A 13,650-nucleotide genomic window follows, 5' to 3' on the forward strand; every position below is an offset into this window, starting at 1 on the left:
TTATTCCATTTCCTGGAACGGTCTCTTGTCAAGGACGGGTATTACCCCCGGCGTCAGGAATGGGCATCCTCGGTCGGCGAGCGGGAGAGAGGCACACGCGGGCTGTGCCGCCTCCGGCTGCCATCCAGTCGAAAGGACACCTCGATGACGATCCCTGCCAGCCCACTCCGTCTTTATCGCCATCCGCTCTCGGGGCACGCGCACCGTGTGGAGCTGTTCCTGTCGCTGCTCGGGCTTCCGTTCGAGCGCATCGACGTCGATCTGAAGAACGGCGCCCACAAGACGCCCGAGTTCCTGAGCAAGAGCCCCTTCGGTCAGGTGCCGGTGATCGAGGACGGCGACGTGACGATGGCCGACAGCAACGCGATCCTCGTTTATCTGGCCGCGCGGTACGACCCGTCGGGGCGCTGGCTCCCGCGCGATCCGGTGGCGGCGGCGCGCGTGCAGCAATGGCTCTCCGTGGCCGCGGGGCAGCTCGCGGCCGGGCCCGCGGCGGCGCGCCTCGTGAGCGTGTTCGGCTTCAGGCTGGATCACGAGCGGGCCAGGACGATCGCCGCCCAGCTCTTCACGGTGGTCGACCAGCACCTCGCGGCGCGGCGCTTCCTCTCGGGCGATGCGCCGACCCTCGCCGACGTCGCGATGTACACGTATACAGCGCACGCGCCGGAGGGCGGCGTGCCGCTCGACCCGGTTGGCCACATCCGCGCGTGGCTCGCCCGCGTGGAGGAGCTGCCCGGCTTCGTGCCAATGCAAAGGACGCTCCCGTGACCGCCCCGTCCGGCTGGCCCGGTGAGGGATCACCCTATCACCCGGGCGAGATGGCCATGCAGGCGCGGGCCGGCGCGCGCGAGCGGGCCGAGAGGGCCGGACGCAGGATCATCCGGGACTTCATGCCCGACCAGCACCGCGAGCTGTTCACGAAGCTGCCGTTCCTGCTCGTCGGGAGCCTCGACGCGCAGAGACGGCCATGGGCCTCCATCCTGGTGGGGCGGCCGGGGTTCATCGCATCTCCGGATCCCCTGACGCTCGCGGTGAACGCGCGTCCTCCGTCCGGCGATCCGCTCGCCGCACACCTCGTGGCGGGCGCGCCCGTGGGCCTCCTCGGCATCCAGCTCGAGACCCGCCGTCGCAACCGGATGAACGGCACGATCACCGAGGCCGGCGACGGGGGCTTCGTCGTCGAGGTCGGGCAGAGCTTCGGCAACTGCGCGCAGTACATCCAGGCGCGAGAGCCGATGTTCGTGAGAGCGCCGGACGCGGCCGCGGCGCCTCCTGCGGCGCAGGCCGAAGGACCGGCGCTGTCCGCCGGCGCGGCGGCGCTGATCCGGCGCGCGGACACGTTCTTCATCGCGACCGCCGCGCCGGCCGCGGGCGGGGGCAGCGCGGTCGAGGGGGCCGATGTGTCCCACCGGGGCGGCAAGCCCGGCTTCGTGCGCGTGACCGAGGAGGACGGCCGCACGGTGCTGACCTCGCCGGATTTCACCGGCAATTTCGCGTTCAACACGTTCGGCAACCTGGCGCTGAACCCGCGCGCCGGGGTGCTCTTCGTGGATTTCGCGTCGGGCGGGGTGCTGTCGCTGACCGGAGAGGCCGAGGTGCTCTGGGACGGCCCGGAGCTCTCGGCCTTCGCCGGAGCCCAGCGGCTCCTGCGGTTCCGCGTGGCCGAGGGCGTCTTTCGGGAGGACGCGGTGCCGCTGCGCTGGTCGGCGCCGGTGGCGGCGCCGCAGCTCGCGGCGACCGGCTCGTGGGAGGGCGTGGAGCGCGCATGACGCCGCGCGGCGGCGGGCCAGCTCAGGGGAGTTTTGCCCCGCCGGGGAGATCCGGGGCGACCCGAGGCCAGCCCGCGCAGCGACGCGCGGCCTTGAGAATGCGCACGCGTCCTGCATTCTGCTCCAGCAATCATGCGGCTCGCCAGCAAGCTCACCTTGGCCCTCGTCCTCGTCATGTGCGCCGTGCTGAGCCTCTACGGCTACCTCTCGGTGCGGCGCGAACGGGCGCTGTTCGAGGCCGACGTGCGGCGCGACGAGCACCTCATCGGCATCGCGCTCCGCGCGGCGGTGACCGAGACGTGGCGCCGGGACGGGCTCGACGAGGCGCTCCGTGTGCTTCGCGAGGCGAGCGAGCGCGAGGATGGCGTGCGCTTCCGCTGGGTGTGGCTCGACGCGCCGGCCGGCGATCGCTTCGCGCCGGCGCTGCCCGCCGAGGAGATCGCCGAGCTCTCCGGGGGCGCCGAGGTGTTCCGGATGCAGCGCGAGGGCGACAGGACCGGGCGCATCTACACGTACGCGCCGGTCGCCGTGGACCCGACACGCGTCGGGGCCATCGAGATCTCGGAGTCGCTCGAGGAGGAGGAGACGTACGTCCAGGCGAGCGTGGTCAACACGGTGACCACCATCATCGCCCTCGCGGCGCTGAGCGGGCTCCTGGCGATGACCTTCGGGCAGATCCTCGTCGGGCGCCCGACGCGACGGCTCGTCGACAAGACCCGGCGCATCGGGGAAGGCGACCTCGGCGGTCCGCTGCTCCTGCCGCAGCGCGACGAGCTCGGGCAGATCGCCCGCGAGATCAACGCGATGTGCGAACACCTGGCCGAGGCGCGCGAGCGCGCCGCCCGGGAGACGACCGCGCGCATCGCCGCGCTGGAGCAGCTCCGGCACGCCGATCGGCTCACCACCGTGGGGAAGCTCGCCTCGGGCATCGCGCACGAGCTCGGCACGCCGCTCAACGTGGTGGGAGGCCGCGCCAAGATGATCGTCCGCGGCCTGCCGCCGGAGGAAGCGGCGGACAGCGCCCGCATCATCGCCGAGCAGGCGGACCGGATGACGAAGATCATCCGGCACCTGCTCGATTTCGCGCGCCGCCGGGTGGCGCACAAGGCGCCGGCCGATCTCGCGCAGATCGCGCGCCAGACGCTGGCCCTCCTGGAGCCCCTCGCCCGCAAGCGGAGCGTGACGCTCCGCCTCGACGAGGCGGATCTCGCCCCAGCGCGCGCCGAGGCCGAGGTGGACGCCGGGCAGATGCAGCAGGTGCTCACGAACCTCGTCATGAACGGCATGCAATCGATGAAGCGGGGCGGCGAGCTCACCGTCCGCGTCGAGCGCGCGCTCGCGCGCCCCCCGGCCGATCACGGCGGCGCCGAGGGCGAGCACATCGCCATCCGGGTGATCGACCGCGGCGACGGGATCGCGCCCGAGCACATCGCCCGCATCTTCGAGCCGTTCTTCACCACGAAGGACGTCGGCGAGGGCACCGGCCTCGGGCTGAGCGTCTCCTACGGCATCGTGCGCGAGCACGGGGGCTGGATCGACGTGGAGAGCGAGCTCGGCGAGGGCTCGACCTTCACGGTGCACCTCCCCCCGAGCGGCCGGGGAGGCGCGGGCCCGGCGGCCGGGGACGACGGCGCGCCCTCGCCGGGGCGGGGCGGGCTGGCCGGGGCGGCGGCCTAGCCGCGACTGGCCGCAGGCGCGGCGCTGTACTACGCGATTCATCGAGGCGACATGGGAAGGCGAGCGCTGATCATCGACGACGACGAGGCGATGTGCGCGTGGCTCGCGGCGGACCTCCGCTCGCGGGGCGTCGAGGCGACCACGCGGACCTCACCGGCGGAGGCGCTCTCGCTGATCGAGGAGGATGAGCGCTTCGACGTCCTCCTGACCGACCTGAACATGCGCGGCATGGACGGGATCGCTGTCTGCCGCCGGGCGGCCGAGATCCGGCCGGACCTGCCGGTGGTGGTGATCACCGCCTTCGGCAGCATCGAGACCGCGGTGGAGGCGATCCGCGCGGGCGCGTACGACTACGTGACCAAGCCGGTCGACATCGAGGCGCTGGCGCTGGCGCTGGAGCGGGCGATCGCGCACCACGCCCTCAAGGCCGAGGTGCGGCGGCTGCGCCGCGCCGTGGCCGCGCCCGGGGCGTCGCCGGACCTCGTCGGCCGGAGCGCCGCGATGCGGGGGGTGCAGGACCTGATCGAGCGCATCGCCGACGCGGAGGCGACGGTGCTCATCACGGGCGAGAGCGGGACGGGCAAGGAGGTCGTCGCGCGGGCGCTGCACGAGCGGAGCCGCCGCAAGGGGGGGCCGTTCGTGGCGATCAACTGCACGGCGGTGCCGGAGTCGCTGATCGAGAGCGAGCTCTTCGGGCACGTGCGGGGCGCGTTCACCGACGCGCGCGCGTCGCGCCCGGGGCTGTTCGTGGAGGCGAACGGCGGGACGCTGCTCCTCGACGAGATCGGGGAGCTGCCGCTCTCGGTGCAGCCGAAGCTGCTCCGCGCCCTGCAGGAGCGCCGGGTGCGGCCGGTGGGCGGGAACGCCGAGGTGCCCTTCGACGCGCGCATCGTGGCGGCGACGAACCGCGATCTGGACGCGGCCGTCGAGGAGCGCCGGTTCCGGGAGGACCTGTACTACCGGGTCAACGTGCTCCACGTGGAGCTGCCGCCGGTGCGGGCGCGGGGCAGCGACGTGCTGCTGCTCGCGCAGCGCTTCCTGGAGGACTTCGCCGCGCGCGCGGGCAAGGAGGTGGTGGGCCTGTCGCCGGCTGCGGCCGAGCGGCTGCTCGCGTACTCGTGGCCGGGCAACGTGCGGGAGATCCAGAACTGCATCGAGCGGGCGGTGGCGCTCACGCGATACCAGGAGATCACGGTGGACGATCTGCCGGCGAAGATCCGGGAGCACCGGCCGTCGCACGTCCTCGTGGCGGGGGACGATCCGTCGGAGCTCGTGCCGCTGGAGGAGGTGGAGCGCCGGTACATCCTGCGGGTGCTCGAGGCGGCGGGCGGGAACAAGACGCTGGCGGCGCGGATCCTCGGGCTCGACCGGAAGACGCTGCACCGCAAGCTCGATCGGTGGGAGCCGCCCGCCGTGCCGGCGAAGGGCGGCTGAGGCGCGGAGGAATACCCCGGCGGGGAGGGATGCCCCGCCCCAGAGGCGACCGGCGAGGCCACCTCAACCCGGGTCGGTTCGGGCAACCCGGGTCGGTTCGGGCGGCCGCCGGCGGCACGCTGCCTGCAATGAGGAGCGGTCATAAGGAGAACCCGATGATCCCCCAGCAGCTCCGCGAACATGCCTGGTCCCCGAGTGCGACCCCCGAACCCCAGCCGAGCGTCCGCCTCGTCGCCGCGCCCGTCCGCGTGCTCCTGGCGGAGGACGACAGGGAGCTGCGGCTGCTGCTCGCCACCGCCCTCCGCCGCGACGGTTACGAGGTCCTGGAGGCGCGCGACGCCAACCACCTCCTCGAGCTGATGGGCGCCGCGCTGGTCTCCGGCAACGGCACCCCGGTCGACGTCGTGGTGAGCGACATCCGGATGCCGGGCAGGAGCGGCCTCGAGCTGCTCGCCGGGCTGCGCCGCGACGACTGGGCGACGCCCGTCGTCCTCATCACCGCGTTCGGCGACCCGGAGACCCACGCCGAGGCCTACCGCCTGGGCGCCGACGCGGTGCTCGACAAGCCGCTCGACATCGACGATCTGCGGATCGTCGTCCACACCCTCGCCTCGATCCGCGGCTGACGCGCCGCGCGGCCGCGCGCGCCGCCTCGCGCTCCCGTCGCCCCCCCACCGGCGCCGCGACGCCTCACCCCGGCTCCACCGGAAGCCGGCGCGGCTCCCCCTCGCGCGGCGCCTTCAGCCGCGCCCGACGCATCTTGTGCCACGCGAGGATCCCCGCATCCGCACGCACGAAGCGGCACGCGTCCAGGTCCGCGTCGCGCGGCTCCGACGACGCGAGCATCCGCTCGTCGCCCGGCTGGATCAGCCGGAACTCCATCAGCATCCCGAGCCTCGCCAGGAGCCGCCCGATCACCGGGATCGGCAGATAGTACCGCCCCACGATCGCCGTCCGCCCCGCGTCGATCGGCGCGCACCCCGCCAGGCCCCCCACCACCTTCCCGAACGACAGGCGCAGCAGGCCCGGGAAGCGCACCTCCAGCTCGAACTTCAACCCCCGGCGGCCGTCCCACGGCTCCCCGTCATCGTGGCGGAGCACCCCCACGGCGTGGATGACGTCGCCCTCCACGCGGACGTCATAGGGATCGAGCAGCGCGCCGACGCCAAGCACCCAGGGCCGGTGCGCGAACGGCAGGTGGTGAATGTCGAGCATCCCCTCCATCGCGCGCGCGAACGGCACATCCCACTCCATCGACGCCGTGTGGGCGTGCCGCTCGTCGGCTGGCAGGCCCTCGAACCAGGGCACCGGCGGCAGCTCTGCCGGCCGCTCGCCCCAGAAGAGCCACACGAAGCCCCGGTGCTCGCGCACCTCGTAGCGGGTCAGCGCGAGCGCGTCGGCCGCGCCGCGCGCGATCGCCCCGCGCCCCTCGCACGGGATCGCCACGCAGCGCCCGTCCGAGGCGAACCGGAAGCCGTGGTACGGGCACTCGATCGTCCCGTCCACGACCCGCCCCAGGCCGAGGTCCGCGCCGCGGTGCGGGCAGCGCGCCCGCGCCGCGACCAGGGCGCCGCGCTCGTCCCGGAACAGCACGAGGCGCGTCCCGAACCGCTCGACGGTGACCGGCCGCTTGCCCACCCGGGCCGCGTCCGCGATGATGTACCAGGCGCCCTCGACGAACCCGCCGCGCCCTTCCTCGATGCCGTGCCTTCGCATAGTGCTCCTCCGATTGCCCGGAAGCCTGAGGCTCCCTCGGCGAGGGGGCAGTGACCGCGCGCGCCACAAGGGCTGACCTGCGGCGCCAGGCCGCCCGGGGGCCGGCGCGCGCGCCGACGATCTGGGCCCGCACCGCCGCGCAGCTCGCGGACCACGCGGCGCAGCGCGGGGTGGATCGCGCCGCGCTGCTCGAGGCCGCGGGGCTCCCGGCCGCCGCGCTCGCCGATCCCGACGCCCGCGTGCCGCTCGCGGCGTTCTACGCGCTCGTCGAGGCGGCGGTGGCGGCCGCCGCCGATCCGCACCTCGGCCTCGACTTCGCGGGGCGCTTCCAGCCGGAGCACTTCGACGCCCTCGGCTTCCTCGCCATGAGCAGCCCCACCCTCGGCGAGGCGCTGCACCGGATGCTCCGCTACCAGCAGCTCTGGAACGAGGGCGAGCGCTACACCCTGGAGCTCCGCGGTCGCTGCGCGCACCTCACCTTCGCGCCGTTCGGGCCCGATCGGCCGGCCCACGGCCAGGTGGCGGAGATGTTCGCGTTCGACGTGCTCGTGAACGCCGGGCGCATGTGCGGCGACCCGATCCAGGCGGTCGCGGTGCGCTTTCGCCACGCGCCCGACGGCGATCCGGAGGAGAAGGCGCGGCGGCTCGGCTCGCCGGTGCTGTTCGGGGCGCTGCAGACCGAGCTGGTCATGCCGGTCGAGGCGCTGGACCGGCCGCTGCCGCACGCGAACGAGGCGCTCGCCGCCTTCCTGGAGCGCCAGGTGCGCGTCATCGCGGCGAGCCTGCCCGGCGCGGCGCCGCCCGCGCTGTCCGACCGCGTGCGGGCGCTCCTCGGCGAGCGGCTGCGCGAGGGGGCCGACCTGGGCGCGCTCGCGGCGCGCCTGCGGATGAGCCCGCGCACGCTCCAGCGCCGCCTCGGCGACGAGGGCACGTCGACCCACGCCCTGCTCGACGAGGTCCGGCGCGGCCGCGCGGCGGCGCTCCTGGAGACCGACATGGCGATCGGCGAGGTGGCCTACCTGCTCGGCTACTCGGAGCCGAGCGCGTTCCACCGGGCGTTCCGGCGCTGGACCGGCGTGACGCCGGAGGCGTTCCGCGCCCGCGCCAGGGCCGCTGGGCCGCGGTGACAGGTGCCGAGGAGCAAGCCGAGCGCCGTCGCGAGCCGCCTGGCGCGAGGGCCTGCGCGCGGAGGCGCACGAACGGCGACGGCCGAGGCGAGCGCGCGCGGCGCCCGGCCTCGGCCGGCTTCCGGAGGTCATGCTCGCCCGTCCGCGGCCCGCGCCGCCGCCGGGCGCGCGCTCACGGGCTCGCGGGGGCGATCTCCAGCTTGCCCATCACGTTGGCGCTCGCCGTCAGGCTCGCCTCGATGTTCTCGACCGCCTGCGTGATCGCGTTGGTGGCCGGGATGATGCACGCCCCCGCCTTCACGCTGCCGGTCGCCGCGCCCTCGAGGTTGGGCGCGAGCGTGACCACCGCCTCGGCGCTGTCGAGGAGCAGCTGGCCACGCGCCTGGGCGGCGACCAGGAGCCGCGGCAGGTTCGTCTTGAGCGTGGCGATCACCGCCTCGGCGTCGGTCCCGCCCTCGATGTTGACCGCGGGCTCCTTGCAGCTCGCCTTCGCGCTCGCGCTCGCCTTGCAGGAGCCGTCGCAGCTCGCGCTCCCCTTGCACTCGGCCTCCGGTGGATCGAGCTCGGCCTTGCACTTCGGCGCCTTGAACTCGACGTCGCACGTGCCCGAGCAATCGGCGTTGCACTGCACGTTCACGCCGGCGTCGAATGAGCACGAGCCGCGGCACTGGCCCGTGCAGGTGCCCTTGCACTCCCCGCGGCAGTCGCCGCCGGCGGTCGTCGCGGCGCAGTCGCCCTCGCACGTGCCCTCGCACGTGCCCTCGCACGTGCCCTCGCAGTTGACGGCCAGGTTGGCCGAGCCCTCGCACGAGCCCGTGCACGAGCCCTCGCACCGGCCCGAGAGCTCGGTAGGAGTGCAGCGCGCGACGATCTCCGCCGGCGTCAGCTGGCACTCGACGTTGGCGCTGCACTTCGCCTCGCAGTTCGCCTGCACGCTCGCGTCGACCGTGCAGCTCGGCGGCTGGAAGGAGATCGACAGATCGGCCGTCGCGTCCCCGAGCGCGTCGATGGCGAGCTCACACCACTGCGTGGCCCGCTCGCTCGGCTTCGTCGCCGTGATCGTCGCCGCGTCCTCGCCGAGATCCAGCGCGATCGCCTGACAGGCGCTGGTGACGTCGGTCACGATGGCGCCCGCGGCCCCGGTGAAGTCGGACACGGACTGCATGAAGGCACCATAATCGAGCTCGAATTGTGCATCGAGCCCCCACTCCACCGCGGTGAGATCGGCGCCCGGCGTGAAATCGCGACAGCAGAGGTCATTCTGCAGCTCCGCGGCCTTGTCACACCCCATGAGCGGAACGAGCGAGAGCCCCGCCAGCACCAGAGGGAATGTCGCGATTCGCCACGTCACACGGATATCCATCAGGAAACTCCTTGGTTCTTTATCGGGAACGCGTCCGGTGCCCGATCGCCGCGAGAGCGGCAACCACCCCAGGTGGGCGGCCGCCCACCTTCGTGCTCGGGCGGCAGCCGCCTCCGAAGCAGGGCGACAATAGTTCATAGACCGACCCGGCTGACAAGGTCCATCCTGCGGAATTGTCGCCGCTCTCGACGTACCCCTAGGGCGAAGCCCGTCGGCAAGCCAGCAATGCATGACGAGATCTGTTGATGTGCGTCTCGGCGCGGGGGTAATGCCCGGATGCGGCCGTCCAGGGAGGCTCTCGACGCGGCATGACACGGCACGTCGTGGTTTCAACTAGCCATCATCGGATAGCGGTTGCAGAGCTCGGCCGTGCCGTAGGACAATGGCCCCGTGATGACGCTCGGCCCACTGCTCCCTCGGCTCTCGCGGCTCTCTCTCGTGCTCGCCCTGACGGCCGCTTGCAGCGGCTCGTCCGACGACGAGGGCACGGCGAACCAGGCCGGCGGCGAGCCGTTCGCGGTGGCCGGGATGACGGCGGCCCACAACAGGGCGCGCGACGCGGTCGACCCGCCCGCCGACCCGCCGATCCCCCTGCTCACGTGGTCGCCCGAGATCGCCGCGGCGGCCCAGGCCTACGCCGATGGGTGCGTGTTCGGCCACAGCAAGACCGACTACGGAGAGAACCTCTACGCCACGAGCGGCTCCTCGACCACGCCGGAGGACGTCGTCGCCGCGTGGGTCGACGAGGCGGCCAACTACGACCTTGCGAGCAACGCCTGCAGCTCCACCTGCGGCCATTATACCCAGGTGGTCTGGGCCGACTCCCTGCGGCTCGGCTGCGGGGTCGCCGATTGCACGGACGGCTCGCCGTTCGGCGGCGGGTCCTGGCAGATCTGGGTGTGCAACTACGATCCTCCCGGGAATTTCAACCAACAGGCCCCCTACTGAGCCGAGCGCGGGCGCCGCGCGCCGTCCTCGCGTCTCACCTCGCGTCCTCCCCGCCCCTCGCCCGCTCTGGTATCGCAGCAGCGATGGACTTCGGATGGACCCCTGCTCAGCGCGCCGTCCACGACCGCATGCGCGCCCTCGGCGCCGAGGCCGACGCCGCGGCCCCGGACGACCGCATGCGCGTCCTCGCCCGGGGGGGCGCCCTCGGCCTGCCGATCGCCCGCGATCTCGGCGGCGAGGGCCTCGACCTCGTCACGACGGCGCTCGCCTACGAGGGCCTCGGCGCGGCGCTGCGCGACGGCGGCGTCCTGCTCGCCGCGGGGGCGCACCTCTTCGGCGTGGCGCTCCTGCTCGCCCGGGTGGGCACGCCCGCGCAGCAGCGCGCCTGGCTGCCGCGGATGGCGACCGGCGACTGCATGGCGACGGTCGCGGCCACCGAGGCCGGCGCCGGCTCGGACGTCGCGTCGGTGCAGGCCACGGCCGACCGCGCCGCCTCCGGCTACCGGCTCACCGGCGAGAAGCGGTACGTGACCTGGGCCGACCGGGCCGACGTGTACTTCGCGATCGCGCGCGACGGCGGCGAGGGCCGCGCCGGGGGGGCGCCGGCGCGCGGCCTCACGGCGCTGCTCGTCCCCCGCGCCGGCGCGGGCGGGGCGGACGCGGAGGGCGCTCGCGCCGGCGCGGGCGGGGCGGACGCTGCGGGCGCTCGCGCCGGCGCGGAGGGGGCCGACGCGGCGCGCATCCGCCCGGGCGCCCCGCTCGCGACCGCGGGCCTCCGCGGCGCGCGGCTCGCGCCCGTCTCGTTCTCCGGCTGCGAGGTCGGCCCCGACGCGCTCCTCGGCCGCGCCGGCGCCGGCCTCGCCGTCTTCCAGATCGCGATGACCTACGAGCGCGCGCTGATCCTCGCCTTCCGCCTCGGCGCCATGGAGCGCGCCCTCGGCGCGGCCGTCCGCTTTGCCCGGGAGCGCGCGATCGGCGGCCAGGCGATCGCGCGCCACCAGGCCGTCGCGCACCGCCTCGCGCAGATGAAGCTGCGGCTGGAGACCTCGCGGCTGCTCGTCTACCGCGCCGCCTGGGAGCTCGACCAGGGCCACCGCGGCCAGGCCGAGGCCGCGCTGGCCAAGTGGCACACGGCGGACTCGGCCGTGCAGTTCGCGCTGGACGATCTCCAGCTCCGCGGCGGCGCCGGCTACCTCGAGGAGAGCGGCCTCCCCTCCGCCGTGGACGACGCGCTGGGCGGCAGCATCCATTCGGGGACGTCCGACGTGCTCGCCACGATCGTCGCGCGGTGGCTCGGCGCCTAGCGCCGCCCGCTGGATTTTGGCGCCAGCTGCCGGGTCCCTGCGCCGCGTTCCGGCGGCTTCGCGCGCCCGGCACTAGCCAACCCCCCAGGACGCCTTTACCAAGGGAGGGCTGCGCGGCCCGGCCGAGGGTAGCCGGCGCCCCGCCCCGTCCGTCGGCCCCTCACGCCCAACCAGGAACGATCATGACCGAAGCGACCGACAATCCCCTGCTCTCTCTCGGCTTCGAGATCCCGTTCGATCGCATCCGGAGCGAGCACGTCGAGCCCGCGGTGCGCGCGCTGCTCGCGGACGCCCGCGTCCGGCTCGAGGCCCTCATCGCGACGCCCGGCCCCCGCACCTACGACAGCACCCTCGCCGCGCTCGAGGCCGTCACCGATCGGCTCGATCGCGCCATGAACGTCGTCTCGCACCTCGAATCGACGTCCACCACGCCCGAGCTGCGCGCCGCCTACAACGCCGTCCAGCCGGAGGTCAGCGAGTTCCTGAGCGGCATTGCCTTGAACGAGGGCGTCTACGGCGCGCTCAAGGCGTTCGCGGCCACGCCCGAGGCCGAGGCGCTGACCGGCCCGCGGCGCCGCTTCTTCAAGAAGACCCTCGACGATTTCCGCCGGAGCGGCGCCGAGCTCGACCCCCTCGGCAAGAAGCGCCTGTCCGAGATCGACGTCGAGCTCGCGACGCTCACCCTGCGCTTCTCGCAGAACGTGCTCGACGCGACGAACGCCTTCGAGTTCGTTGTCGAGGACCCTGCCCGCCTCGCCGGCCTGCCGCCGAGCGCGGTCGAGGCCGCCCGCCAGAGCGCCCTGGACAAGGGCGTCAAGGGCTACCGCTTCACGCTGCAGGCGCCGAGCTACATCCCGGTCCTCACGCACCTCGACGACGCCTCGATCCGCGAGCGCTTCTACCGCGCCTTCAACACGCGGGCGACCGAGGGCGACCACGACAACCGCCCGCTCCTCCGCCGCATCCTCGAGCTCCGCCGCGAGAAGGCGGCGCTGCTCGGCTACGCGACCTTCGCCGATCTCGTGCTCGAGGATCGCATGGCCAAGACGGGCGCCGAGGCGCGCCGCTTCGTCGCGACGCTGCGGGAGCGCACCGAGCCGGTCTTCGCCCGCGAGAAGGAGGAGATCGCCGCCTTCCGCCGCGAGATCGAGGGCCCTGGCGCGCCGCCGCTCTCGCCGTGGGACGTCGCCTACTACGCCGAGAAGCTGCGCCGCGCCCGCTACGACTTCGACGACGAGGCGCTCCGCCCGTATTTCCCGCTCGATCGCGTCGTCTCCGGCCTGTTCGAGGTCGCCCACCGCCTCTACGGCGTGCGCATCACGCCCTGGCAGGACGCCCCCACGTGGCACCCGAGCGTCCGCGCCTACAGGCTCCTCGAGGCGGACGGCGCCCAGAGCGCCGCCTTCTACCTCGACTTCGCCCCGCGCGAGCAGAAGCGCGACGGCGCCTGGATGCACGGGCTCGTCACGGGCGCGCCGAGCGAGAGCGGGGGCGCGGCCGGCGAGGACGCGCGGCACCTCGAGGTCCTGGCGGGCAGCTTCACCCCGCCGGTCGGCGGCCGCCCCGCGCTGCTCAACCACCGCGAGGTCGAGACGCTGTTCCACGAGTTCGGGCACATGATGCACCACGCCTCGAGCCGGGTGCCGATCCGGAGCCTCGCCGGCACCAACGTCGCCTGGGATTTCGTCGAGCTCCCCTCGCAGATCATGGAGAACTGGTGCTGGGAGCGCGAGGCGCTCGACCTCTTCGCGCGCCACCACGAGACGGGCGCGCCGGTCCCGGACGACCTGCTCCAGCGGATGCGCGCCGCCCGCACGTTCCGCGCCGGCGCCACGACGATGCGGCAGCTCGGCTTCGCCGAGATCGACCTCGCGCTCCACATGGACTGGGCGCCCGAGCGCGGCGACGTCGTCGAGTTCGCGCGCGAGGTCCTCGCGCGCTACTCGCCCGTCCCGCTGCCCGAGGGCTACGCCATGATCGCCGGCTTCTCGCACCTCTTCTCGAGCCCGGTGGGCTACGCCGCCGGCTACTACTCCTACAAGTGGGCCGAGGTGCTGGACGCCGACGCCTTCTCCCGCTTCCAGGAGGAGGGCCTGTTCAGCCGGAAGGTGGGCGACGCGTTCCGCAGCCAGATCCTCGCGCTCGGCGACACGCAGGACCCGATGGATCTCTACAGGAGCTTCCGCGGCCGCGAGCCCACCCTCGACGCCCTGCTCCAGCGCAGCGGCCTCGCCTGAGCCGCCTCTGGGCGGCCCCCCCGGGCCCGCCCAGCCCCCCGCGCGGCGCGAAGAACACGGTCTCCTCGGGCCGGG

General features: G+C 73.8%; 11 protein-coding genes. 9 read left to right on the forward strand and 2 right to left on the reverse strand.

Annotated elements, in window-relative coordinates; genetic code table 11:
- The first annotated feature begins 144 nt into the window (after positions 1-144).
- The 5 genes from WME75_RS36290 to WME75_RS36310 all read left to right on the forward strand — a co-directional run bounded on the left by WME75_RS36290 (position 145) and on the right by WME75_RS36310 (position 5,506).
- Entirely contained in the window at positions 145-768 is a 624-nt protein-coding gene (locus tag WME75_RS36290; RefSeq protein ID WP_437480691.1) for a glutathione S-transferase family protein, read from the forward strand.
- On the forward strand, positions 765-1,769 hold the full coding sequence (locus WME75_RS36295; RefSeq protein ID WP_437480694.1) for a pyridoxamine 5'-phosphate oxidase family protein: 1,005 nt from the start codon (positions 765-767) through the stop codon (positions 1,767-1,769). The genes WME75_RS36290 and WME75_RS36295 overlap by 4 nt, the downstream gene beginning before the upstream one ends.
- Positions 1,770-1,901: 132 nt before the next feature.
- Positions 1,902-3,446 carry a sensor histidine kinase gene (locus tag WME75_RS36300; protein ID WP_437480696.1) on the forward strand — a complete coding sequence of 515 codons (1,545 nt, stop codon included), beginning with the start codon at positions 1,902-1,904 and terminating at the stop codon, positions 3,444-3,446.
- 51 nt (positions 3,447-3,497) lie between these two features.
- Positions 3,498-4,880 (forward strand): sigma-54-dependent transcriptional regulator, encoded by a 1,383-nt coding sequence (locus WME75_RS36305; RefSeq protein WP_437480699.1) that lies wholly within the window; start codon positions 3,498-3,500, stop codon positions 4,878-4,880.
- Between the two features lie 155 nt (positions 4,881-5,035).
- A complete protein-coding gene (locus tag WME75_RS36310; RefSeq protein WP_437480701.1) occupies positions 5,036-5,506 on the forward strand; it encodes a response regulator in 471 nt (156 codons plus the stop codon).
- Between the two features lie 64 nt (positions 5,507-5,570).
- Here the strand turns inward: WME75_RS36310 and WME75_RS36315 are convergent, their stop codons facing one another.
- Positions 5,571-6,596 (reverse strand): Rieske 2Fe-2S domain-containing protein, encoded by a 1,026-nt coding sequence (locus WME75_RS36315; RefSeq protein ID WP_437480703.1) that lies wholly within the window; start codon positions 6,594-6,596, stop codon positions 5,571-5,573.
- 50 nt (positions 6,597-6,646) lie between these two features.
- On the opposite strand from WME75_RS36315, the gene WME75_RS36320 reads away from it, so the two are divergent.
- Entirely contained in the window at positions 6,647-7,723 is a 1,077-nt protein-coding gene (locus WME75_RS36320; RefSeq protein ID WP_437480706.1) for an AraC family transcriptional regulator ligand-binding domain-containing protein, read from the forward strand.
- 172 nt (positions 7,724-7,895) lie between these two features.
- On the opposite strand, the gene WME75_RS36325 is transcribed toward WME75_RS36320, so the two are convergent.
- Positions 7,896-9,086 carry a hypothetical protein gene (locus WME75_RS36325; RefSeq protein WP_437480709.1) on the reverse strand — a complete coding sequence of 397 codons (1,191 nt, stop codon included), beginning with the start codon at positions 9,084-9,086 and terminating at the stop codon, positions 7,896-7,898.
- A 393-nt stretch (positions 9,087-9,479) separates the two neighbouring features.
- Between WME75_RS36325 and WME75_RS36330 the strand changes: the two genes are divergently transcribed.
- From WME75_RS36330 to WME75_RS36340, 3 genes are all read left to right on the forward strand, one after another.
- Positions 9,480-10,034, forward strand: coding sequence for a CAP domain-containing protein (locus tag WME75_RS36330; RefSeq protein ID WP_437480712.1), 555 nt, complete (start codon positions 9,480-9,482; stop codon positions 10,032-10,034).
- 83 nt (positions 10,035-10,117) lie between these two features.
- The gene (locus WME75_RS36335) at positions 10,118-11,338 is read left to right on the forward strand and encodes an acyl-CoA dehydrogenase family protein (RefSeq protein WP_437480715.1); all 1,221 of its coding nucleotides are present in this window, start codon (positions 10,118-10,120) and stop codon (positions 11,336-11,338) included.
- A gap of 182 nt (positions 11,339-11,520) precedes the next feature.
- Positions 11,521-13,575, forward strand: a complete 2,055-nt coding sequence (locus WME75_RS36340; RefSeq protein WP_437480718.1) for a M3 family metallopeptidase — start codon at positions 11,521-11,523, stop codon at positions 13,573-13,575.
- The last annotated feature ends 75 nt before the right edge of the window (positions 13,576-13,650 follow it).

This window comes from Sorangium sp. So ce1014 (assembly GCF_051521505.1).
GTDB lineage: Bacteria > Myxococcota_A > Polyangia > Polyangiales > Polyangiaceae > Sorangium.

What these genes read in the sequence shown, in the direction of transcription:
- WME75_RS36290 (WP_437480691.1), top strand. Translation starts at nt 145, where the DNA reads ATGACGATCCCTGCCAGCCCACTCCGTCTTTATCGCCATCCGCTCTCG.
- WME75_RS36300 (WP_437480696.1), top strand. Translation starts at nt 1,902, where the DNA reads ATGCGGCTCGCCAGCAAGCTCACCTTGGCCCTCGTCCTCGTCATGTGC.
- WME75_RS36305 (WP_437480699.1), top strand. Translation starts at nt 3,498, where the DNA reads ATGGGAAGGCGAGCGCTGATCATCGACGACGACGAGGCGATGTGCGCG.
- WME75_RS36310 (WP_437480701.1), top strand. Translation starts at nt 5,036, where the DNA reads ATGATCCCCCAGCAGCTCCGCGAACATGCCTGGTCCCCGAGTGCGACC.
- WME75_RS36315 (WP_437480703.1), bottom strand. Translation starts at nt 6,596, where the DNA reads ATGCGAAGGCACGGCATCGAGGAAGGGCGCGGCGGGTTCGTCGAGGGC.
- WME75_RS36325 (WP_437480709.1), bottom strand. Translation starts at nt 9,086, where the DNA reads ATGGATATCCGTGTGACGTGGCGAATCGCGACATTCCCTCTGGTGCTG.
- WME75_RS36330 (WP_437480712.1), top strand. Translation starts at nt 9,480, where the DNA reads ATGACGCTCGGCCCACTGCTCCCTCGGCTCTCGCGGCTCTCTCTCGTG.
- WME75_RS36335 (WP_437480715.1), top strand. Translation starts at nt 10,118, where the DNA reads ATGGACTTCGGATGGACCCCTGCTCAGCGCGCCGTCCACGACCGCATG.
- WME75_RS36340 (WP_437480718.1), top strand. Translation starts at nt 11,521, where the DNA reads ATGACCGAAGCGACCGACAATCCCCTGCTCTCTCTCGGCTTCGAGATC.